The sequence below is a fragment of the Rhizobium grahamii genome (assembly GCF_009498215.1).
Lineage (GTDB): Bacteria > Pseudomonadota > Alphaproteobacteria > Rhizobiales > Rhizobiaceae > Rhizobium > Rhizobium grahamii_A.
Genome location: NZ_CP043498.1, coordinates 1,565,268 through 1,586,186 on the forward strand (window position 1 = coordinate 1,565,268; position 20,919 = coordinate 1,586,186).

The 20,919-nt window shown below is 59.4% G+C and carries 23 protein-coding genes and 1 pseudogene; 16 read left to right on the plus strand and 8 right to left on the minus strand.

What is annotated here, in order from left to right; genetic code table 11:
• Positions 1-52: 52 nt before the first annotated feature.
• The 5 genes from FZ934_RS07745 to FZ934_RS07765 form a co-directional block, all read right to left on the minus strand.
• Positions 53-688, minus strand: a complete 636-nt coding sequence (locus FZ934_RS07745; RefSeq protein WP_153270588.1) for a DUF2272 domain-containing protein — start codon at positions 686-688, stop codon at positions 53-55.
• A 212-nt stretch (positions 689-900) separates the two neighbouring features.
• Complete coding sequence (locus FZ934_RS07750) at positions 901-2,148, minus strand: MFS transporter (protein ID WP_153270589.1); 1,248 nt, start codon at positions 2,146-2,148, stop codon at positions 901-903.
• 162 nt (positions 2,149-2,310) lie between these two features.
• On the minus strand, positions 2,311-2,637 hold the full coding sequence (locus FZ934_RS07755; protein ID WP_153270590.1) for a hypothetical protein: 327 nt from the start codon (positions 2,635-2,637) through the stop codon (positions 2,311-2,313).
• Between the two features lie 14 nt (positions 2,638-2,651).
• On the minus strand, positions 2,652-3,311 hold the full coding sequence (locus FZ934_RS07760; RefSeq protein ID WP_153270591.1) for a dihydrofolate reductase family protein: 660 nt from the start codon (positions 3,309-3,311) through the stop codon (positions 2,652-2,654).
• A 46-nt stretch (positions 3,312-3,357) separates the two neighbouring features.
• A complete protein-coding gene (locus tag FZ934_RS07765; RefSeq protein ID WP_153270592.1) occupies positions 3,358-3,804 on the minus strand; it encodes a VOC family protein in 447 nt (148 codons plus the stop codon).
• 174 nt (positions 3,805-3,978) lie between these two features.
• Here FZ934_RS07765 and uvrB point away from each other — a divergent pair.
• Positions 3,979-6,982, plus strand: a pseudogene (gene uvrB / locus FZ934_RS07770) (excinuclease ABC subunit UvrB).
• A gap of 223 nt (positions 6,983-7,205) precedes the next feature.
• Complete coding sequence (locus FZ934_RS07775) at positions 7,206-7,496, plus strand: GIY-YIG nuclease family protein (protein WP_153272390.1); 291 nt, start codon at positions 7,206-7,208, stop codon at positions 7,494-7,496.
• A gap of 180 nt (positions 7,497-7,676) precedes the next feature.
• On the opposite strand, the gene FZ934_RS07780 is transcribed toward FZ934_RS07775, so the two are convergent.
• Both FZ934_RS07780 and FZ934_RS07785 read right to left on the minus strand, forming a co-directional pair.
• Positions 7,677-8,855, minus strand: a complete 1,179-nt coding sequence (locus tag FZ934_RS07780; RefSeq protein ID WP_194273768.1) for an AIPR family protein — start codon at positions 8,853-8,855, stop codon at positions 7,677-7,679.
• A 20-nt stretch (positions 8,856-8,875) separates the two neighbouring features.
• Positions 8,876-9,418, minus strand: coding sequence for a hypothetical protein (locus FZ934_RS07785; RefSeq protein ID WP_153270594.1), 543 nt, complete (start codon positions 9,416-9,418; stop codon positions 8,876-8,878).
• 697 nt (positions 9,419-10,115) lie between these two features.
• Here FZ934_RS07785 and FZ934_RS07790 point away from each other — a divergent pair.
• Positions 10,116-10,550 (plus strand): hypothetical protein, encoded by a 435-nt coding sequence (locus FZ934_RS07790; RefSeq protein WP_153270595.1) that lies wholly within the window; start codon positions 10,116-10,118, stop codon positions 10,548-10,550.
• A gap of 375 nt (positions 10,551-10,925) precedes the next feature.
• Positions 10,926-11,138, plus strand: a complete 213-nt coding sequence (locus FZ934_RS07795) for a cold-shock protein (RefSeq protein WP_007533154.1) — start codon at positions 10,926-10,928, stop codon at positions 11,136-11,138.
• 444 nt (positions 11,139-11,582) lie between these two features.
• Here the strand turns inward: FZ934_RS07795 and dusA are convergent, their stop codons facing one another.
• Positions 11,583-12,602, minus strand: coding sequence for a tRNA dihydrouridine(20/20a) synthase DusA (gene dusA / locus FZ934_RS07800; RefSeq protein WP_153270596.1), 1,020 nt, complete (start codon positions 12,600-12,602; stop codon positions 11,583-11,585).
• Between the two features lie 112 nt (positions 12,603-12,714).
• On the opposite strand from dusA, the gene FZ934_RS07805 reads away from it, so the two are divergent.
• From FZ934_RS07805 to FZ934_RS07860, 12 genes are all read left to right on the plus strand, one after another.
• Positions 12,715-13,797, plus strand: coding sequence for a tyrosine-type recombinase/integrase (locus tag FZ934_RS07805; RefSeq protein WP_153270597.1), 1,083 nt, complete (start codon positions 12,715-12,717; stop codon positions 13,795-13,797).
• Positions 13,798-13,897: 100 nt separating this feature from the next.
• Positions 13,898-14,119, plus strand: a complete 222-nt coding sequence (locus tag FZ934_RS07810; RefSeq protein ID WP_153270598.1) for a DNA-binding protein — start codon at positions 13,898-13,900, stop codon at positions 14,117-14,119.
• Positions 14,116-14,307, plus strand: coding sequence for a hypothetical protein (locus FZ934_RS07815; RefSeq protein ID WP_153270599.1), 192 nt, complete (start codon positions 14,116-14,118; stop codon positions 14,305-14,307). The genes FZ934_RS07810 and FZ934_RS07815 overlap by 4 nt, the downstream gene beginning before the upstream one ends.
• A 19-nt stretch (positions 14,308-14,326) precedes the next feature.
• Positions 14,327-14,614 carry a hypothetical protein gene (locus FZ934_RS07820; protein WP_153270600.1) on the plus strand — a complete coding sequence of 96 codons (288 nt, stop codon included), beginning with the start codon at positions 14,327-14,329 and terminating at the stop codon, positions 14,612-14,614.
• Positions 14,577-15,800, plus strand: a complete 1,224-nt coding sequence (locus FZ934_RS07825; protein ID WP_246737853.1) for an AAA family ATPase — start codon at positions 14,577-14,579, stop codon at positions 15,798-15,800. Before FZ934_RS07820 ends, FZ934_RS07825 begins: the two co-directional genes overlap by 38 nt.
• Positions 15,801-15,913: 113 nt before the next feature.
• A complete protein-coding gene (locus FZ934_RS07830; RefSeq protein ID WP_153270601.1) occupies positions 15,914-16,108 on the plus strand; it encodes a hypothetical protein in 195 nt (64 codons plus the stop codon).
• Positions 16,105-16,560 (plus strand): hypothetical protein, encoded by a 456-nt coding sequence (locus FZ934_RS07835; RefSeq protein WP_153270602.1) that lies wholly within the window; start codon positions 16,105-16,107, stop codon positions 16,558-16,560. Before FZ934_RS07830 ends, FZ934_RS07835 begins: the two co-directional genes overlap by 4 nt.
• A gap of 680 nt (positions 16,561-17,240) precedes the next feature.
• Entirely contained in the window at positions 17,241-17,669 is a 429-nt protein-coding gene (locus FZ934_RS07840) for a hypothetical protein (protein WP_153270603.1), read from the plus strand.
• Positions 17,669-18,889: a phage portal protein gene (locus FZ934_RS07845; protein ID WP_153270604.1), complete on the plus strand. Its 1,221-nt coding sequence runs from the start codon at positions 17,669-17,671 to the stop codon at positions 18,887-18,889. The genes FZ934_RS07840 and FZ934_RS07845 overlap by 1 nt, the downstream gene beginning before the upstream one ends.
• Positions 18,876-19,253 (plus strand): gene transfer agent family protein, encoded by a 378-nt coding sequence (locus FZ934_RS07850; RefSeq protein WP_194273769.1) that lies wholly within the window; start codon positions 18,876-18,878, stop codon positions 19,251-19,253. Before FZ934_RS07845 ends, FZ934_RS07850 begins: the two co-directional genes overlap by 14 nt.
• Entirely contained in the window at positions 19,240-19,773 is a 534-nt protein-coding gene (locus FZ934_RS07855) for an HK97 family phage prohead protease (protein WP_153270606.1), read from the plus strand. Before FZ934_RS07850 ends, FZ934_RS07855 begins: the two co-directional genes overlap by 14 nt.
• Positions 19,770-20,903 (plus strand): phage major capsid protein, encoded by a 1,134-nt coding sequence (locus FZ934_RS07860; protein ID WP_153270607.1) that lies wholly within the window; start codon positions 19,770-19,772, stop codon positions 20,901-20,903. The genes FZ934_RS07855 and FZ934_RS07860 overlap by 4 nt, the downstream gene beginning before the upstream one ends.
• The last annotated feature ends 16 nt before the right edge of the window (positions 20,904-20,919 follow it).

The following is a 20,919-nucleotide window of genomic DNA, read 5'->3' on the forward strand; positions in this document are numbered from 1 at the left end:
GCCTACCTCGATGTCGCCGCATGGTGATTTGGTGGTGCAGCGGCGCCTGATTTCAGATCAGGCATTCGAGAATGGCGATCCACGGAATCTCGCGCCCGGAGCTGTTCACCCGGTCGTGCAGATACCCTTGGCTCGTCAGCTTCAGCCTCTTCTGCCCCACGCTGTCATTGACGTTTCCGCCGACGGTCAGAGCATAGGTCGGCGTCAGCTCCAAAATGATGTCGCCGTGCGACGGATAAAAGCTATCCGCCTCATAGATCAGCTCGGCCTTCGCATAGTCGAAACTCTGCGCATATTCTCGGCCACCGACGATCACGTCGCCGGGCTTGGGCTTGTACGCGCTCGTTTTCCGCGCCGCGTAGCCATAGCCGTTTATCGCCCCGCTCGCTTGCTGCATCGCCTTGTGGACATAGTGGCAATGAGCTTCGGTATAGAAGAACTTGTTGCCTGCCCCTGAGGTCTTCATGCAGAACGACACAAAGGCCGAAGACCATGCAGGCCTAATGTTGCCGACGACCTTGCGCCCGTCGAGATTGTTGTTGCCGACAGCCTTCCAATAGTCCTTCACAAAGAGGTAGTAGTCCTTGGCGTGTTGCGGACGGCCCCAACTCTCCCGTCCCTGTCCATTGTCCCAGCGGGTGTATTCGCCTTTGCATACGGCGACCAACTGATCAGAAAATCCGGTCATCGCTCTTTCCTCCCCGATAACGCTCGGCAAAGGAAATAGAGAGATCAATCCATGATTGTCGTCAACAAAATATAACCTTTAATTGAAATAATGAAATCAACAACAATTTAAAGGGGCATTAGCAAGATGGCCGAGTTGCAGAAAACATCCGTCAATTATCAAGAAGGCGGGCGCGGACACGCCGCGCCCGCTTCGGCGGCTCGTATGGCCGATCATGCACGCAGACCGCGTGGCTCCTCGGCCTCCTCTGTTCCGAACCGCACATCCTTCTTCTCGTAGCCAAAGCCGGCGAGCAGCGCGACCACGATGGCAACAACGGCCGCGACCATCAGCAGCGCATAGGCATAGTCACCATCCCAATGCTCGGCCAGTCCCGCCTGCAACGTCGCATTGCCTGACGCGAGCAGATTGCCGAGCTGGTAGGCAAATCCCGGGAACGTGCCGCGCACCTCGTCTGGCGACAGCTCGTTGAGATGCACCGGCACGATGCCCCAGGCGCCTTGCACAAAGAACTGCATCAGGAACGCACCGATCGCGAGCAGCACCGGCCCCGGCGCATAGACCCAAAGCGGCGCCACCGGCACGGCGATCAGCGATGCGATGACGATTGCCTTCTTGCGCCCGATCCTCTGCGACAGCGCGCCGAAGAACAAGCCGCCGCAGATCGCCCCGATATTGTAGACGATGGCGATCGCGCCGGTCGTGTAGCTGTCGTAGTTGCGCTGGGTCTCGAGGAATGTCGGATAGAGATCCTGCGTGCCGTGGCTGAAGAAGTTGAACGCCGTCATCAGCAGCACGGACCACAGGAACAGCGGAACATTTTCACGCAGCACGGCAAGGAACGGCCGCCGTCCCTGCTTCTGGCGCTTGATAAACGCCGGGCTCTCCTCGACGTTGCGCCGGATATAGAGCACCAGCAATGCCGGCAGCGCCCCGACGAAGAACATGCCGCGCCAGCCGATGACCGGGAACAGCAGGAAAAAGACGATCGAGGCAATCAGATACCCGGAGGGATAACCGGCCTGCAGGATGCCCGAGACGATGCCGCGGCTATCTTCGGGCACGGTCTCCATCACAAGCGAAGCACCGACGCCCCACTCGCCGCCCATGGCGATGCCATAGAGCGCCCGGAGCATGATGAACATGGTCAGCCCCGTGGAGAAACCGGTCAGAAACTCGAACAGCGAATAGAGCGCCACATTCACCATCAGCGTGATGCGGCGCCCATATTTGTCCGACGCCAGCCCGAAGAGCAGCGCGCCGAGCGGCCGCATCGCAAGCGTCAGGAAGATCGCGACCGACACAGCCGCGACGTCGGTATGAAATTCATCGGCAATGTGCTTGAGAACGAAAACCAGAATGAAGAAATCGAAGGCATCGAGCGTCCAGCCGAGATAGCTGGCAATAACGGTGTTGCGCTGCTGCGGGGTGAGCGCGCGCAGGCTCTGCAATGCGGACATCATGGTCCTCCGTCCGAAAGCGGCGGCGAGGCGGGCAATGTCCGGATGCCGTCGAAGAGAGGGATCGCCCGTGGGATGGGCGAGGTCGAAGCTGTGACAGGCAGCCTCGTTTAACGTCAGCATTACTGCCCTTGTTCCCGCCTGCGACAGTTTGACCGTCGCTCAGCGTTCACCGGCAAGCTTTTCGCGAATGTAATCCGGCCCACCGGTCACGCGCCTGGCAAAAGGTCGGTCGGGATCCACGACACGCCAGAACGGCGCGCTGCCCTCCTGGCTGATATGCACCAGATGCCGCCGCACCGTGACGGGACAGCAGGCATCCGCACCGTAGTTCGCCGCGAGCGCCCGCCGGATCTCCGCGAGATCCGAGAACTTTCCCGCTTGCGCGCCTCGCAACGCATCAATGACCATGCTTTCGCTCGGGATCAGCATGCGCTGCTCCTTTGCCCGGCCCTTCGGCCGCATCTTGATGACGGGAACATCGTCCATGGCATCCTCCTCGCTCAGGTCAGGTGCCTGCGGCGCTCTACCTCGGCAGCGGTCGGCTGTTCGAATTCGAACGAGCCGGTCACGATATCGCCGTCGCGAACGTACTTGTTCACCGTGACGCCAGTGCCCGAAGTCCGCGAACTGATGAGCTTCAGCTTGCCCGGAGATACTCCGTCGCCGAACAGCCGCTTGCCCTTGCCAAGCACGACAGGAAAGAACGAGATAGACAGCTCATCAACCAGATCGTTCCGGAACAGCGTCTGCAGGAAGTCGGTCGATCCCTGCGTCAGCAGATCAGGTCCATCGCTCGCTTTCAACGTCTTGAGCGCGCCGACAACATCGCTGCCAAGTACCTGGCTGTTCTGCCAGCCCGGCTTGAACTCCGGATTGCGCGTCGCGACGTATTTGGTGATCGTGTCGAACAGCGGCCCGATCGGATCGTCTGGCGCAACGTAAGGCCAGTGCGCGGCGAAGATGTCGTAGGTCTTGCGGCCGAGCAGCAGATCGAAGCGATTGGCGAACATCTCGCCGACCGACTCTCCCATCGCCTCGTCGAAATACGGCGCGGCCCAGCCGCCATAGCGGAAGCCGCCAATCGGATCCTCATCCGGACCGCCCGGCGCCTGCATGACGCCGTCGAGGCTGACGAACGCACCTGTAATGATCTTCCTCATCCCTGTTCTCCTTCTTGATCCATTGGGCAATGCGCCCCGACGTTCGTCACTCTGACGGGCTGAGCTCCTGCGCGAGTCCAATGAGAATTCCCTCGGGCCCCCGGATGTAGCAGAGCCGATACGCGTCCTTGTACTGGACGACGTCGCCGACGAGACGCGCGCCGCGCGTGCTGAGCCGTTGAAGTGTCTCGTCGAGGTCATCAACGGCGAACATGACGCGGAGATAGCCGAGGGCGTTGACTTCGGCGTTCCGGTGATCCGCGACGACCTCAGGCCTGAGGAACCGGGAGAGCTCCAGCCGACTATGGCCATCCGGCGTACGCATCATCGCGATCTCGACGCACTGATCGCCCAGTCCGGTGACGCGCCCGGCCCACTCTCCCTCGATCATCGCCCGCCCCTCGAGCTCGAGGCCGAGTTCTTGAAAGAAATCGATCGCCGCTCCCAAGTCCTCGACGACGATCCCCACATTGTCCATCCGCTTCAGCGCCATGCGCTCATCTCCGCCTGGTTTTCAGACCCCAAGGACGTTCGCCCGCCACCCACACCGACAATTGCATCCGAGAAAATCCGCCGCCACTGTTTGCCAAATCCGAACGATTCTTTTGTTTCCCTTTTGTACTCTTTGCCCCTTCACTTTCGCGGTGACTCTCGCCATATTCCGGCCATGGCCAAAACTCCGAAGAAATCTCCCGCCCCTGTTGGCTTCGAGGAAGCCCCGCAGTCGTCCTTCGAGGGCGCTCCCCTGTCCGGTTCCGTATCCGACTGGGTGAAGCAGCTGGAGGCCGATGCCGAGGCGTCAAGTGTCGAGACGCAGCGCCAGATCGCCTCGAAGGCCGGCAAGCATCGCAAGAAGGTGGAGATCGCAGCCAAATCGGCCGAAGGCCGCAAGCCCGAAGGGGCGTCCGAGCCGTTGCGAGGCCCCGCGGAGCGAAGGCGCAAGGCGCCGGCAGCGTGAGCGCTTCAAAAAGTGCGAGAGGCACCTCGATGGGCGGCTCGACCGACCCGAAGACCCGCGCCGCTGCCGGCCTCAACCCGGTCGCCGGCATGGACACGACGCTGGAGGAAGCCGCCTCGCTGCAGGCCGGCACCGCCGTCACCGCCACCGTCGAGGCCCTGTCGGCGCTGATCGAGAGCGGCAACCCGCTGCATAAGAACGGCAAGATCTGGACGCCGCACCGCCCCGCCCGGCCCGACAAGTCCGAAGGCGGCATCTCGATCCGCATGGACTCGGAATACCAGCCCGCCGGCGACCAGCCGACGGCCATCAAGGATCTCGTCGAGGGCCTCGAAAATGGCGACCGCAGCCAGGTTCTGCTCGGCGTCACCGGCTCCGGCAAGACCTTCACCATGGCCAAGGTGATCGAGGAAACCCAGCGCCCGGCGCTAATCCTGGCGCCGAACAAGACGCTCGCCGCCCAGCTCTATTCAGAGTTCAAGAACTTCTTCCCCGACAACGCGGTCGAGTACTTCGTCTCCTACTATGACTACTACCAGCCGGAAGCCTACGTCCCGCGCTCCGACACCTATATCGAGAAGGAATCCTCGATCAACGAGCAGATCGACCGCATGCGCCACTCGGCGACGCGCTCGCTGCTCGAGCGTGACGACTGCATCATCGTCGCCTCGGTCTCGTGCATCTACGGTATCGGCTCGGTCGAGACCTATACCGCCATGACCTTCCAGATGAACGTCGGCGACCGCCTCGACCAGCGCCAGCTGCTCGCCGACCTCATCGCCCAGCAGTACAAGCGCCGCGACATGGATTTCCAGCGCGGCTCCTTTCGCGTCCGCGGCGACACCATCGAAATCTTCCCGGCCCACTTGGAAGACGCGGCCTGGCGCATAAGCATGTTCGGCGACGAGATCGACGCCATCACCGAATTCGACCCGCTGACCGGCGCCAAGACCGGCGACCTGAAATCGGTCAAGATCTACGCCAACTCGCACTATGTCACCCCGCGCCCGACGCTGAACGCCGCCATCAAGTCGATCAAGGAGGAGCTGAAGGGCCGCCTCGTCGAACTCGAAAAGGCCGGTCGCCTGCTGGAGGCCCAGCGCCTGGAACAGCGCACCCGCTACGATATCGAAATGCTCGAAGCCACCGGCTCCTGCCAGGGCATCGAGAACTATTCGCGCTACTTGACCGGCCGCGACCCCGGCGACCCGCCGCCGACGCTGTTCGAATATGTCCCCGACAACGCCATCGTCTTCATCGACGAAAGCCATGTCACCATCCCGCAAATCGGCGGCATGTACCGAGGCGACTTTCGAAGAAAAGCGACGCTCGCCGAATACGGCTTCCGCCTGCCGTCGTGCATGGACAACCGGCCGCTGCGCTTCGAGGAATGGGACGCCATGCGCCCCGACACCATCGCCGTCTCGGCCACCCCGGCGGCTGGGAGATGGAACAGGCAGGCGGCGTCTTCGCCGAACAGGTGATCCGCCCGACCGGCCTGATCGACCCGCCGGTCGAGGTCCGCTCGGCCCGCAGCCAGGTCGACGACGTGCTCGGCGAAATCCGCGAGACCGCGGCCAAGGGCTACCGCACCCTCTGCACCGTGCTCACCAAGCGCATGGCCGAGGACCTGACCGAATACCTGCATGAACAGGGCGTCCGCGTCCGCTACATGCACAGCGACATCGACACGCTCGAGCGCATCGAGATCATCCGCGATCTCCGCCTCGGCGCCTTCGACGTGCTTGTTGGTATCAACCTTTTGCGCGAAGGCCTCGACATTCCCGAATGCGGCTTCGTCGCCATCCTCGATGCCGACAAGGAAGGCTTCCTGCGCTCCGAGACGTCGCTGATCCAGACGATCGGCCGCGCCGCGCGTAATGTCGACGGCAAGGTTATCCTCTATGCCGACAAGATCACCGGCTCTATGCAGCGCGCCATGGACGAGACCGCGCGGCGCCGCGAAAAGCAGGTGGCCTACAATGCCGAACACGGCATCACGCCGGAGAGCGTCAAGGCGAAGATCTCCGACATCCTCGACAGTGTCTACGAACGCGACCACGTCCGCGCCGACATTTCGGGCGCCTCGGGCAAGGGTTTTGCCGATGGCGGCAACCTCGTCGGCGGCAACCTGCAGACCCATCTCAACGCGCTGGAAAAGCAGATGCGCGACGCCGCCGCCGACCTCGACTTCGAAAAGGCCGCCCGCCTGCGCGACGAGATCAAGCGCCTCAAGGCCGCCGAACTCGCCGTCATGGACGACCCGATGGCGCGCGAGGAAGCACGCTCGCAGGAAGGCAGCGGCAAGAAGAGCGGCAAGCCGGCCGCAGGCGGCAGCTCCCTCTTCGCCAAGCCCGGCCTCGACGACATGGGCCCGGGCACCGACACCGAAACCCCGCTCTTCCGCAAGCCCGCGCTCGATGAAATGGGCCGCGACGTCGCAGACCCCTCCGGCAAGAGCCTCTTCCGCCGCAACAGCCTCGACGAAATGACCGTCGGCCGCACCGAAAAACCGGTCACCGGCCATCTGCCGGACAAGCCCGAGGCCGCCAAGGGCACGAAGCGCTTCTCACCGCTGCTGGAAGGCCAGCCGGAACGCGACGACGTCAGGCCGCTGGTGCGCGGCAAGACCGGCGTCGGGAGTTATGAGGATCCGGTGGATCAGAAACGCAAGGGGCGGACGAAGGGCAAGACGGGGCGGCCGGGGCAGTAACCGCCGCCGACCGGACCGTTTCCCTCTGTCGCGCCACCCACCCACACTCCCGTCATCCCGGACTTGATCCGGGATCCAGCCACCGCGCGTCCGCGCGGTGAATGACTCGGCGAACAACAACAATCTCCGCCCGATAGACATCGCGCCGCTGGATGCCGGATCGAGTCCGGCACGACGGCCACCATTGATTGCATTTCACCTCGGAAACACGCATCATCCGCGCATGAAGGGCTATGTCTACATCCTGGCTTCGCAGCGCAACGGCACGCTCTACACCGGCGTGACATCCAACCTGCCGCGCCGCCTCTTCGAGCACCACAATGACCTTACTCCAGGCTTCACCAGCCGCTACGGCGTCAAGACGCTCGTTTGGTTCGAGGAATACGATCTCGTCACCGACGCGATCGCCCGGGAAAAAGCCATCAAGAACTGGCCGCGCAAATGGAAACTCGACCTCATCGAGGCAATGAACCCCGACTGGCAGGACATCGCCCATTTCTTGCACGGCCTCTGAACCCGTACTACCCCATCCGCGCAGCATCGGCCGCCAACTTGCCCGTCACCCCGGACTTGATCCGGGGTCCAGTGCGCTCAAGTCCTTGAGCGAAGGAGACTCTCTCGCGCCGCAGACGCGGCGCTGCTGGATGCCGGGTCAAGCCCGGCATGACGGAAGGAGAGCTCTTTGGGAATGTCCCTAGTTTTGACCCGAAAATATTGTCGATGTGATCGTCTGTGCTGCGGATTTTGCAACAGCCAAAATGTCATCGTTACGAAGCGCATCTCTGTCTGTCTTTAAGCCTGCTTTCCCCAGGTCGCCCTCCAATTGGAAAACAAATCTACTGATATCACTTACAAGAGCAGCTTCGTCGTCGGCATAATTTAGTATACGGTCCGAGATAATCGAGATATTTTGGTCGTCAACACTTATGTCAGTCGTTAGGTTCGCCCCGCGCCGAGCAATAAACCACATAATATAAATTCTATATCTCTTCCACTCCGGCGATATGCGCTTCGTTCGGAATAGAAACTCGAGCCGGTAGTAGACGTATGCTGCGGCATGATACGGCTTGACGTTGTGGTCATCCAGAAATAGCGTTTTATCGAACTCGCGCTTAATTTGACGAAAGTCACGACCTGCTCGATGGGGCATACCTAAAAACATCGACACTACAGCTTTAAGTAATGCCACAGCATCAATAATACGAACTCGCTCAGGAACTTCTTCAAAGCGATACTGATTTTCCCTTCGCTCGAAGTAAAGGTTTCTGGGTTCCGGTTGATTTCTTACATACTCTTCGAAGTCTTTCAAAAACGGCCGCAGCGCCCAAAATTGCTCATCCCGCACAGGATTTTGCTTATTCGTACCCACGATTATGCTACGGACAAACGACACATCATCCGAAACGACCAATCTAAATGGCACAAAAGAGCCAGAGAGTCTCAACCGCTCGTTAAATACTACATTCGACGTTTGGCAACCATTAACTACTTGATAATCTTCAATTCTAAAGTTGTCACCAGTCGGCCGCCCCTGTCTCGCGACCACCGTGATACCATTATTCCTGTAAACAAAGGCTTCAGACTGAGAAATTAGGGAATCAGCCATCTGGTTGTTGATTTCACTCTCAGGGTCAAAATCCCTGACATTGTCGAAGAACAGTTTCCGATTGATACGCTGACTTGAATGATGCTCATCGGGATTTATCGTGATAATTCGTAGCAACTCGTCGGTTGAAATATATCCGATGTAAGCCTCAGACACATTTGAAATAGATGGCAATGTGATACGATTCTTGAACTGGAAACTTGCAGTAGCGGCGTCTGTCGCACGGCGATAATACTGCTGCAGTTGCGCAGCACCCACAAACTCCACCTCTATCTCCGAAAATAGACTTAGTCCTTCCAATACCCCCTTGTTTTCGCCACGAGGTCACGCGCATGACTGGAGACTTCTCCCTTACCCGTCACGACGTAATATATTCTCAGCTTCGGATTTGAAGTTAACTTGCTGGCATTCTCAAATATAAAAGAACGTATAGCTTTTGCATCGTTAAGTTTTTCAGCTTCATATTTCTTATCTGAAATAAAGAAGTCCTCAACGGCATCTAGGAATTTTGAGAGGTTGCCATAGTCAATCCCCTCAGACGTCTTCGATTGAAAGAAATAGAATTCCGCGTCGTTAATCCGTCTAAGAGAACTCAATTCCTCGACCGAAGTCGCGACTTCTCCTCCAACCGTAATTCCTACGCCATCCAGACCAAAATCACTTCCTTCAAGATGGAAGTCATCTGCCGACACCCCCAAGCCATCTCGGCCATTTGCAATACAGAAGATGCTATACTTTTCAAAATTCTCTGCTTCGTCGGCACTATCTAGTGAAAAGAAGTTCTCAAATGCTGCCAACTGCGATTTAATTATGGGGTTACGAATCGGCATATAAAATCCCTTTAACAACAACTGTAGATTTAATTATCCAATAAATTTCTCGATTTCAAGTAGAGACGATTTACGATCGTCGTTTCTCACCTCGAGGCGAGAAGCACGATAGACGAAACTGAAGCATCTAACTCCACTTCGCGATCTGCAGCAGCGATTTCACACACATATATATTTTCACACACGTATATATAGATATATATACAAAGGATTGGCGGGTGCGCGATCCAACCCATGCCATCATCGCCTCGTCCCGTCACGGATACACCGGAAGGCGTTGCGGCGAGGCGGGACCGGCGCGGGGTGTGAGGGTAGGACGCAAAACCTCATGCACCGGGTCCGCAGAAAATGGTCTCCCTCCGGGGACGGCGGCCCGCGCGAATGCGGCGTCGAGTTGAGCCCCGGACGTGCCTGTGTGGCACACATGGCCCCCAGGGGAAGCAAAGCTTCCTCGGGCAAGGCGGCAGAGGGACCGGAGTTGTGGGCATAAACCGCCGAGCGGGGCGCTCGACAGCGCCATTTTACACGTTTCAGATGAGGCTCTTTCGAGCGCCCCGTCCGAACCCCGCCGCCCGCAAGGGCCGGCAAACCGATTGAAGGATCAAACCACGGGCGAAACCAGCCGCGTGAAGGCAAAGCCGCGCGCCGCCGGCAGCGCCGCCAGACAGAGACGCCAAGCATCGACGGAGGAGCAGGCATGATCGGATCCGAACTGAAGGCGCCGAGAGCAGGCATGAGCGACTGGGAACGCCGCATCGACGACTACGGCAGGCTGGCCCTGCGCGTGCGCACCGCCGAGATGCTCGGCCTGCCGGCAAGGGTCTGCGGCATGCGCAACTGTCGCCGCAAGCGATCCTGCGGGTTCGCGTTCATCGCCACCAGGCTGCCGGTCTGTTCCACGATGCTGACCGAGGAGCAGCGCAAGGCGCATGACGAGCTCCTCGATTTCGCCGGCCGCGTCTATGAAGCGGCGCACTCCGGCCACTTCGGCAACCTCTATCGCCTGCTTCTGCAGAACCCGCCGGAATATCACCGCTCGGTGATAGAGATCGTCCGTCATGCCCTGCCACCGCGCCGTCGCCTCGACGCGATCCGCAGGATCGAGGCGCAACGGCTGGTTGGTACCATCTAGGGACAGGTTTCCGGAAACGGGACAGCAGTCGCTGTGAATGCTAACTATTCGTCAAGTGTCTGAATCTTTGGCGATTCCCGTTTTGCAGAATCGCGTGCCACAATATTGCCGCTTGCCTTTTGCTTCGAATGCTGTCACCAAATGCGGCTCTCGGGCATTTGCATGCCGGTGACTGGACTGATGTGGTAAAGCTTTCCGGCAGGAAGGCGGCGTGGGGGACCCCGCGTGACTGAGACGTTCTTTCCCCGTTCGTGAACTACTCGACTGACCCTTCGCGCGCTGAATTTCGATGAAGGAGCGCGAAAGTGAAAGCCGTCCGTTTCCTCTCGCGGGGCGCGGATACCAAACAGACTACAGGGAAAAGGACCTATCCCCATGGCCACCAAAGGCACCGTAAAATTCTTCAACCAGGACAAGGGTTTTGGTTTCATCACGCCAGAAGGCGGCGCGAAGGACGTATTCGTCCACATCTCCGCGCTCCAGGCTTCCGGCATCCAGTCGCTGCGCGAAGGCCAGCAGGTTACCTTCGACACCGAGCCGGACCGCATGGGCAAGGGCCCGAAGGCCGTCAACATCTCGGCTAACTAATTCATTTTCTGCTTCGGCAGGAAAGAGAACGGCGCTCCGCAAGGGGCGCCGTTTTTCGTTGGGGGATGGTGGCTGTCCGGGAGAATGACCGGGAAGCCGCCCTCCCTCGCGAATGCGCCGGCGCCGCTATTGCGCCCGTCGCAGTGAGGGTCGTCCGGTCCCGTTGACGGTTCCCCCAACGCACGACTTGGCCAACGTCCCCTCACCCGGAAACGATGCAATAATCGCCTCATGAAGTTGTCCGCCGCGTCAGTGGTCCATCCGCTTTGAAGCAGGACGAAGCGAAGCACACAGGGAAGGTTTGATCGTTTTCAGGAAAGCGGGGTTTGTTGAAGCGTCAGCAACGGCGCGCCAATCGCAGGCAGGCCCTTCGACCGTGCGCCCGCGGGGAACGCAGGCAGGGCTTCTCGCCTGTATCCAGCCCGACCCGTCGTGCGGCAGCGCTTAGGCGCCGACCGCTTCCCGCGCGCCATCAAAATCAACCGCGGCAAAGGCTGCGGCAATCACCTCGGGGCCGGCTCCCGCCTTGACGGCATCGGTCGACAGGATCTGCCGGTAGCGCCGGGCGCCGGGCAGCCCGGTAAACAGCCCGACCATGTGCCGCGCCACCTGCTGCAGCCGTCCGCCATTGGCGACATGATGCTCGGCATAGGCCATCATCCGGTCGCGGATCGCGCCCCAGTCTGCCGCCTCCGCCGCAGCACCATAGAAGCGATGGTCGACATCGGCGAGAATGGCGGCGTTCTGATAGGCCGCGCGCCCAAGCATGATGCCGTCGACATGCTCGAGATGATGAGCCGCCTCGTCGAGCGTCTGGATGCCGCCGTTGATGCCGATGAAGACATCCGGCCGGGCCTGCTTCGTGCGGTAGACGATCTCGTAATCGAGCGGCGGGATCTCGCGGTTCTCCTTCGGCGACAGGCCCTTCAGCCAGGCCTTGCGCGCATGGATCCAGATCGCGTCGGCGCCGGCATCGAGCACCCGGTCGAGAAGGCCGGGCAGCGCCACCTCAGGCTCCTGCTCGTCGACGCCGATCCGGCATTTCACCGTGACCGGCACGTCGGCCACCGCCTTCATCGCCGCCACGCAGGCCGCCACGGTCTCTGGCGTCAGCATCAGGCAGGCGCCGAAGGTACCGGACTGCACCCGGTCGGAGGGACAGCCGACATTGAGGTTGATCTCGTCGTAGCCGTAGGGCGCTGCAATCCGGACCGCCTCGGCAAGCTTCGCCGGATCCGATCCGCCGAGCTGCAGCGCCACCTTATGCTCCGCCGCATCGAAGGACAGCAACCGCTCGCGCGGCCCGTGGATGATCGCGTCAGCCACGACCATTTCCGTGTAGAGCAGCGCATTGCGGCTGATCTGCCGGTGGAAATAGCGGCAATGGCGATCGGTCCAGTCGATCATCGGCGCAACGGCGAAGATCGGAGCCCCAGAAATACGGGCTTTTTCGTAGAATGTCAAGCTGTTAGCCTCACTCTGGCTTGTCACAATTTGTCAGCCTTTTTCAGCCGGTTGCACCGTTTTTCACTATCGGGTACAACATTGTCGTACCAACGGGGAATAATGTTGTACCATGGGCACCATCAGCGCACGTAAGCGGCAGGACGGAAGCACCGGATATACCGCCCAAATTCTGAGAAAGAAAGGCGGGAAGATCGTTTGGAGGGAAGCCAAGACCTTCGATAGGGAGCGCGAGGCTAAAGCGTGGATCCGCTTCCGTGAGGCGGAACTGGATCGCCCCGGCGCCTTAGAGCGGGTCAACGCAAAGACGTTCACGCTAGCCGACGCCATTGACCGTTACAACAAAGAGAAGAACGAGATCGGCCGCACCAAGGCCCAGGTGCTCGATACCATCAAGAACTTCGCCATAGCCGACATGAATTGCGATCGCATAAAGAGCGACGACATAGTGGCATTCGCGCAAGAGCTTCTGGCAGGCGGACGGCAGCCGCAAACCGTGGCAAACTACATCTCTCACCTGGCTGCGATTTTCCGCATTGCAAGGCCAGCCTGGGGCATGCCGCTAGATCAGTCTGCAATGAAAGACGCTCAAGTCGTGCTGCGTGACCTTGGCACGACAACCCGCTCGACCAAGCGAGACAGGCGCCCCACCCTAGCCGAACTTGATTTGATCATGAATCACTTCGTTGACCGAAAGACGCGCGTGCCGCAGTCGTCGCCCATGCATAAGATCGTGGCCTTCGCCATCTTCTCCACCCGCAGGCAAGAAGAGATCAGCCGCATCACGTGGGCGGATCTCGACATCCCGCACAACCGCGTACTGGTTCGCGATATGAAACACCCCGGTCAAAAGAAGGGCAATGACGTCTGGGTTGAGTTGCCGCCCGAAGCCATCCGCATCATTGAGAGCATGCCCAAGAAGAAGGATCGGATATTCCCGTACGGCACCGACGCCATCAGCGCCGCGTTTACGCGCGCGTGCCAGTACCTTCACATTGACGACTTGCACTTTCACGACCTTCGGCACGAGGGCGTGTCGCGTCTTTTCGAAATGGGGCGCACTATTCCCCTCGCCGCAAGCGTTAGCGGTCACCGGTCCTGGAACAGCCTGCAGCGCTATTCGCACCTACGCGAAACGGGCGACAAATTAGACGGGTGGAAGTGGCTGGACGTGTGCTGTGCTGACACAAAATGACAGGGGTTGACAAGAATGTAATTTTGTGCCTATATGCACATTCGCAAACGCATAGCGAAATCATACATCCATAGTCAATTTGTATAGGGGGCAAAAAACAGTGTCAAGCAAAAAATTAAAAACCAATGAGGCGGCGGCTTTCATCGGGAAATCGGCGAGCTGGCTCAACAAAAGCAGGATGAACGGCAATGGTCCCGTCTATCTTAAAATAGACGGGAGCGTCCGTTACCTCCTCGCCGACCTTGAAGCATTCCTCGCAGGGAAACGCCGAACAGCGGTCTACGATTTTGCCAATGACAATGACCGTGCGAGGGCCGCATGAAGATAAACCTGATCAGCGAAGACTACCCCGAAGGCCTTATCGTCCACTGGCCGGCCGCGCCTGGCACCGGCGACACCGTTTCATTCCGCTACCCCGGCGGGACAAGCGTGTGGAAGGTGGAGTCGGTCGAATATGAGGCCAACAGCGAGCACCGGCTAACTGGTGTAACAGTGCACCTACAACAGTAGGTCGCCACCCGGAGACATCATGCAAATCATTGATTTTGAACCCGCTGCCGGGGTTGCTGGCAGCGGCAGTCTACTTGCGCGCTTTTCTGCCCAGGTCACACCTGGCATTCGCCTGTGCAACCTCAAACTCGTTCTCACGGAATACGGGGCGCACCGTACCTATTTCCCAAATGTTTCAGGCGGAGGCCGATCTGCCACCGTCTCCGGCTCCGTTGCGAAGGCAATGACCACCGCAGCGCTCATTGAACTTGAAAGGCACAAAACCGCCGATGGCACCCATACCGAAAACAGCAACCCCGCAGCCTGATAGTCTTCTTACGGATCTCGTCGAGCGCTTCGGCGGCGCGGTCGAAGGAACCTATGTGCGTGGCGCCGCGGTTCTCGGACAGTCGTGCTCTATGTATCTGGGCGGGACCGCGAAAGAGATTGTCGTCGACGGCACCGACGGCGATTACACCGCGCAGCAGCTCGGGCTTTACGTCAATATGCAGATGGGCAAACCGTTGCCCGCCTATGCCGCTCGCGCTGCAAAGCCGTCGGCTGCAAAACCACAGGCTGCAAATCAGAATTCACCCCAATCAGCCGCGATCGATGCTGAGACGTTGCTTGGCATGGAGTTCGCACCCGTCGACTATGTTGTTGAAGGCTACGTTGCGGAAGGCCTGACAATCCTCGCCGGGCGGCCGAAGCTCGGCAAGAGCTGGATGGCACTGGGCTTCTGCATAGCGGTCGCCACGGGCGGACAGACGCTAGGCGTGGATTGCGAAGAGGGTGACGTTCTCTATCTCGCTCTGGAAGACAACCGGCGCCGCTTGAAGGACCGATTGAATGTTGTTCTGTCGCCGGCACAGGTTCGGCCGAACATGGCCCGCCTTTCCCTTAAGACGGAGGCGAAGAAGCTAGGAGCTGGCCTTATCGAAGAGATAGAGGAATGGCGCTCTAAGGCAGCCAATCCCAAGCTCATTGTTATCGACACCCTATCCATGGTCCGCCCTCCAAAGAAGGCAAATCAGGATTCATATGCTGCCGACTATGACGCGATCTCACCACTGCAGAAATATGCCGGCGAGCACCGGCTGGCCGTCATCGTCGTGCACCACGTCCGCAAGGCCGAGGCCGAAGACCCGCTAGAAGCCGTCTCAGGCACGAACGGCCTCACCGGCGCGGCAGATACCATCATGGTCCTCAACCGCACGACGGACGGCCCGAAGCTCTATGGGCGCGGGCGTGACATCGAAGAGATTGAGAAGGCGCTGCGGTTCGACAAGGGCACCTGGGAAGTGCTGGGGAACGCGGAAGACGTGAAGCAGTCAGAGCAGCGCCGCAAGATCGTCGACGTGCTGACGGATGCCACAAGGGCGCTGACGCCTGATGAGGTGGCGAAGGAAGCCGGTATGAAGGTCACGAACGTCAACTACCTGTTGCGCGTGCTCGTAAAGGCCGGCGGCGTCGAAAAAGTCGGTTACGGCCAGTACAAGATCCAGGGTCGATAATCTCTATGTACCCCCTAAGAGTCCTACAACTCCTTAGTCTTAACGGTCTTAAGGCTCTTAGGGGGGGTAACGAAAACGGAATATTTTCATCAACCAGAGGAGACGATAAGGACATGAATGAAGTGATACCCTTGCAAACACAATTCACCGCCAACGATCCAGACAGTGGCAAGCCGTTGGTAGTCGTCGGCGTTGATTTCAGCTCGGCGTTTGGCCCCAAGCTTGTCGTGCTCCGCACCGAAGACGGATACACTTGGCCCGATCTCATCGAGCAGGTAAAGCGGCCAGCCCCCACGAGCCGCGCATGAACGGACAAGCAGCCAAGAACATCCGGCAGGCATTCCCAGGCCTAGCGTTCGGTTCGCCCGACTATGAGGCCAGCCAGGCAGCGGCACGGTGGGCAACGGAACCTGCTGCCGCTGCCGGCAGCAGGTTCCTCGCTAGCCTCGGACTTCTCGAAATCGCCCAGCGTTGCCTCGTGGACGGCGAGACGCTCGAAGCGGCTGGCGAGGCTGGACCTTACGGCACGTGCTCCCAGCAACGCGCATGGGCGGCAGGAAGGCTTGCCGCGGCATGCCATGCGATGGTCTTGGCCGAGGAGCTTGCCGCTGAAAAGAAAGCAGCAAGCGACCGCATAGCCGAACTCGAGCAGGCGCTCGCTTATGCCCGCGCCGAGACGCGCGCCGCGGCCCGGTTCCATACCATCAATGTGCCGTTCCGCGAGAAGAGGAAGCGATCAGTCGACTGGGGTGCGGCTTGATCACTTGCCGAGGTGGGTAGGAATTTCGCCGACTTCTATACAGTATGATGAGGGCATGTGCCTTTTCGTGCGCACTTGCTGCGTACCTATATGAAGGGGAAACGTTCCCAAGTGGAGCATTTCCGCATCCACTGAAATCATTGATCAATTTCGATTGGCGTCAATGCTTTTGGCCGAAAGGTATACTTTTCGGCATCTGGGAGAGGTATATAGTAGAGGGGTCGGAAATTTCGGCCCCGACAGCGCATGCGCTGATTGCCGCCCCGAGCGGTATCAATGAGAGTTTCTTCAGATCAGGCCGCGTTTACCTCAGAGATTTTCACGGTCTGGCCGGGCGCTTCGGTGCCTGGCGAACAATTCTAGTGAGCTGCAGGCTCTATGCTAGCTACCCCCCCGGCCCAGTGTTCGGGGGTGAGAGAGAACCTCACTAGAATACCTATTCGGTGCTGTCGCACCGATAGCCGCGCGCCGCCTCCAACGGCGAAAGCTTGCCTCTGGTACGCAGGTAAGCCCCGCGGCGACCCCATTTCCGGAGCGACGGATGTACTCGCACGGAAATACTATCCCGGTCACCGCACGGTGATTTGGTTGATCGAGCCGCGCGCTCTCGTCCTCATAGATGAGCGCGCGGCTTTCGCTTTGCCCAACGCCGATTTTGGCAATCATAAGAAAGATGAAATATGACACTGCCTGCACACTGGCGGCAGCCGTCGTTTTCCGTCGCCGAGACTGCCGACCTCGTCGGCGTATCAGAGCCGACGCTGAGGACGTGGCTAACCCGCGCGCCATCTGGCGCTTTTCTCGGCAAAAAGACCGCTAACCGCATCTTCTTCGCCGGTTTTGAAGTCTTTTACTACCTACTCGTCAACCGCCTCACTGACTACGGAGTCCCAGTCAGGACGGCTATGCACGCCGCTGCCACATGGGCAACCGAACGTCTGCCGCTCGACAATTATGTGATCGTTCGCAACGAAGGCGAAGTGACCAACTTCGAATTGGTCGACGACCTGCCGCCAACTATTGAGGCGGGTGCAGTTATACCGCTTCGCGGAATGGCCATCACACTGATCGGGCGTGCCGCTGAGGTTTACGCCAGGGAGGGTAGCTGATGTGGCCATTCTCGACGAAGGCCGAACCGGCGATTGAAGCGAAAAGCCTTGCGGAACCGGACGAAACGCTTGAGGCAATCTTTGCCGGCATTGTGCCAGGCAGTGTGTCGGTCTCCACCGCTCAGGCGATGACCGTGCCTGCCGTGCAAGCAGCTATCCGTATTATTTCGGAAGCCGCGGCAAGCCTCGACGTCAAGGTCGTCGAGATTGTTGATGGCGTTGCTCAGGACCGGCCGGACCATCAGGCCAACAAGATCCTAAGCGGCAGCGCGAATGAGTGGACGTCCGGATATGAACTTATCCGCGACTTGGTAGCGGCCGCGTTGGTCCATGACCGCGGCGGGCTGGCCTACGTCACCAAGGTACGGGACGAGCCGCGCGAAGCGATTCAGTATCGGCCATCGGTGATCACTGTCGACTATGACAGTGCCACCGGCCAACCCACGTACAAATTGAACAACGTGGCAACGCCTGCTGATAGCATCATTCATGTGCGCGGACCGTTCAACCGCTCCCCGCTGTCTCTAGCTCGGGAAGCTATTGGTACGGCGAAGTCAATGGAGACCTACGCCGGCCAGTTCTTCCAGAACGGTGCGCGACCTGGCGGCATTATCATGGCCAAGAAGTCAGTGGGAGACACCGGCGTCAAGGCAATGCTCAAGGGCTGGAAGGAAGCGTTCGCTGGCTCGGCCAACGCTGGCAAGACTGCCGTCCTGTGGGATGAGACTGGCTATCAGCAGCTGACCATGAACTCCACGGATGCGCAGTTCCTTGAGAACCGCAAGTTCCAGATCATCGAGATTGCCCGCGCGTTCCGTGTTCCGCCGGCCATGCTCTTTGACCTAGACCGAGCGACTTGGAGCAACGGCGAACAGCAAGGGAAAGAATTCCTTTCATACACGTTGGAGCCGTGGCTCAAAGTGCTCGAGACTGCCTTCGCCCGCGCGCTCTTCACGCCAGAGGAAAAGGTGAGATACCGGGTTGTGTTCGACCGGGATGACCTGACCCGCGCCGACCTAACCTCACGCGCCGCGGCCATTTCATCGCTGATCACGGCCCGGGTGCTCAACCCCAATGAGGCCCGCAATTGGCTTGGCATGCCCCCGCGTGACGGTGGCAATGAATATTCGAACCCGGCGATCGATCTCGCGAAGCCAGACACTGCCGCCAATGACAACACACCACCCCCCAACAAGGAGCCGTCCGTTGCCGTATCTTGACGGAAAGCGAACTGCCATCACTGAGTTTTTCGGTGACCTAGAATACACCTTCGATATCGTCGACGAAGGTTGGAAGATGTTGACCGAGCTTGAGCGCGCAGTTGGCTCGATACTGCCGTTCTTCAATCGGCTTCGCGCCGGCAACTTCCTGGTCAACGAACTTAGGGAAGTGATCCGCCTATCACTTATCGGCGGCGGCCAAAGCCCCAGAGATGCGGCCAGGCTGGTTGAGACTTACTTCGACATGAACCCCGTCACGGAATCCCTGCATATCGCCATGGCCGTCAGCGGCGCTGCCCTATTCGGCACCAGCGAGGACGGTAAAGTGCTCACCGGTGAGGAGGATGCGAATGTCGGAGAATAAGGGGGATGTCTTCGAAATCGACGTCAAGGCGGTGACCGAGGACGGCACGTTCTCCGGTTACGCCAGCGTCTTCAATGTGAAGGACAGCGGGCGCGACATTGTCATGCCAGGCGCATTCTCCAACTCGCTCAAATCTGTCCAGGCGTCCAAAGTCAAAATGCTCTGGCAGCATGACCGAACCGAACCAATCGGGGTTTGGACCAAGTTCGAGGAAGATGCGCACGGGCTAAAGGCTACCGGCAAGCTGATCCTTGAGACCACGAAAGGGCGAGAAGTTCACTCCCTGATGAAGGCGGGTGCGGTTGATGGCCTGTCCATCGGCTACCGCACCGTCCGAGATGAGATGGACCGCGTGAAGTCGGCCCGTCTTCTGCATGAGGTGGACCTGCGGGAAGTGTCGGTGGTGACATTCCCCATGAACAGCAGCTCGACCATCTCTTCCGTCAAAACCGACGAAAGCGCGCAATCAATCGTCGACATCCTCACCACCGCTACTTCCAAGATCAAGGAAACGAAATGAACTCTTCAACTGCTATCGCTCTCGCCCTTGAAACCAAGTCGGCCGCGAATGACAATGATCCCGCAAATGAGGTTAAGACCGCCGTCGAAGCGCTGACCGCTGAGGTGAAGGCCAAGGCCGAGAACGAAAAGAAGCTCGCTGAACGCATCACCGACCTTGAAACTAAGCTGGCTCGCCCAGAGGTCAAGGCCGGCGACAAGGCTGAACTGACGGACGAACAGAAGGCGTTCGGCGCCTATCTGCGCACTGGCGACAAGGCTGGCCCGGAAGAACTGAAGACCCTCACGGTTTCCAGCGACCCGCAGGGCGGCTACCTCGCACCGGCCGAAATGTCGACCGAGTTCGTTCGCAACCTGGTGCAGTACTCGCCGATCCGCGCCGTTGCCAGTGTCCGCTCGACGGGCTCGCCTTCGGTGATTTACCCGGCCCGTACCGGCGTCACCAACGCGAAATGGAAGGGCGAAACCCAGTCGCAGGAGGCCAGCGAGCCGGCATTCGGCCAGGCTGAAATCCCGGTCAACGAGGTCAACACCTACGTCGACATTTCCAATCAGCTGCTTGCCGACTCGGCGGGCTCGGCTGAACAGGAAGTGCGCCTGGCGCTTGCTGAGGACTTCGGCCAGAAGGAAGCATCCGCCTTCCTGATCGGTACCGGAGCGAATATGCCGAAGGGCCTTTTCGTCGACACCGCTATCGCTTCCTACGCTGCAGCCGCTGCCGCTGCCATCGCGTTCGATGACTTCATCAACGTGTATTACGATCTGCCGGCGACGTATCGCGCCAACGGCACGTGGGGGATGAACTCCAAGACGCTTGCCGCCGCTCGGAAGCTCAAGGATGGCCAGGGCAACTACCTGTGGCAGCCTTCGGTGCAGATCGGCCAGCCGGAAACGATTTTGGGAAGGCCCATCATCGAACTGATCGAGGCTGACGACATCGGCGCGAACAAGAGCCCGGTTATCTTCGGTGACTTCACCGGCTACAGGATCGTCGACCGCGTGAGCATGTCCATCCTCGTGAACCCGTACATTCGGGCAACCGACGGCGTGACCCGCTTCCATGCGACCCGTCGCGTTGGTGGTGCTGTCCTTCAGGCTGCGAAGTTCCGCAAGCTGAAGAACCCGGCTTAATCAACTCCACAACTAT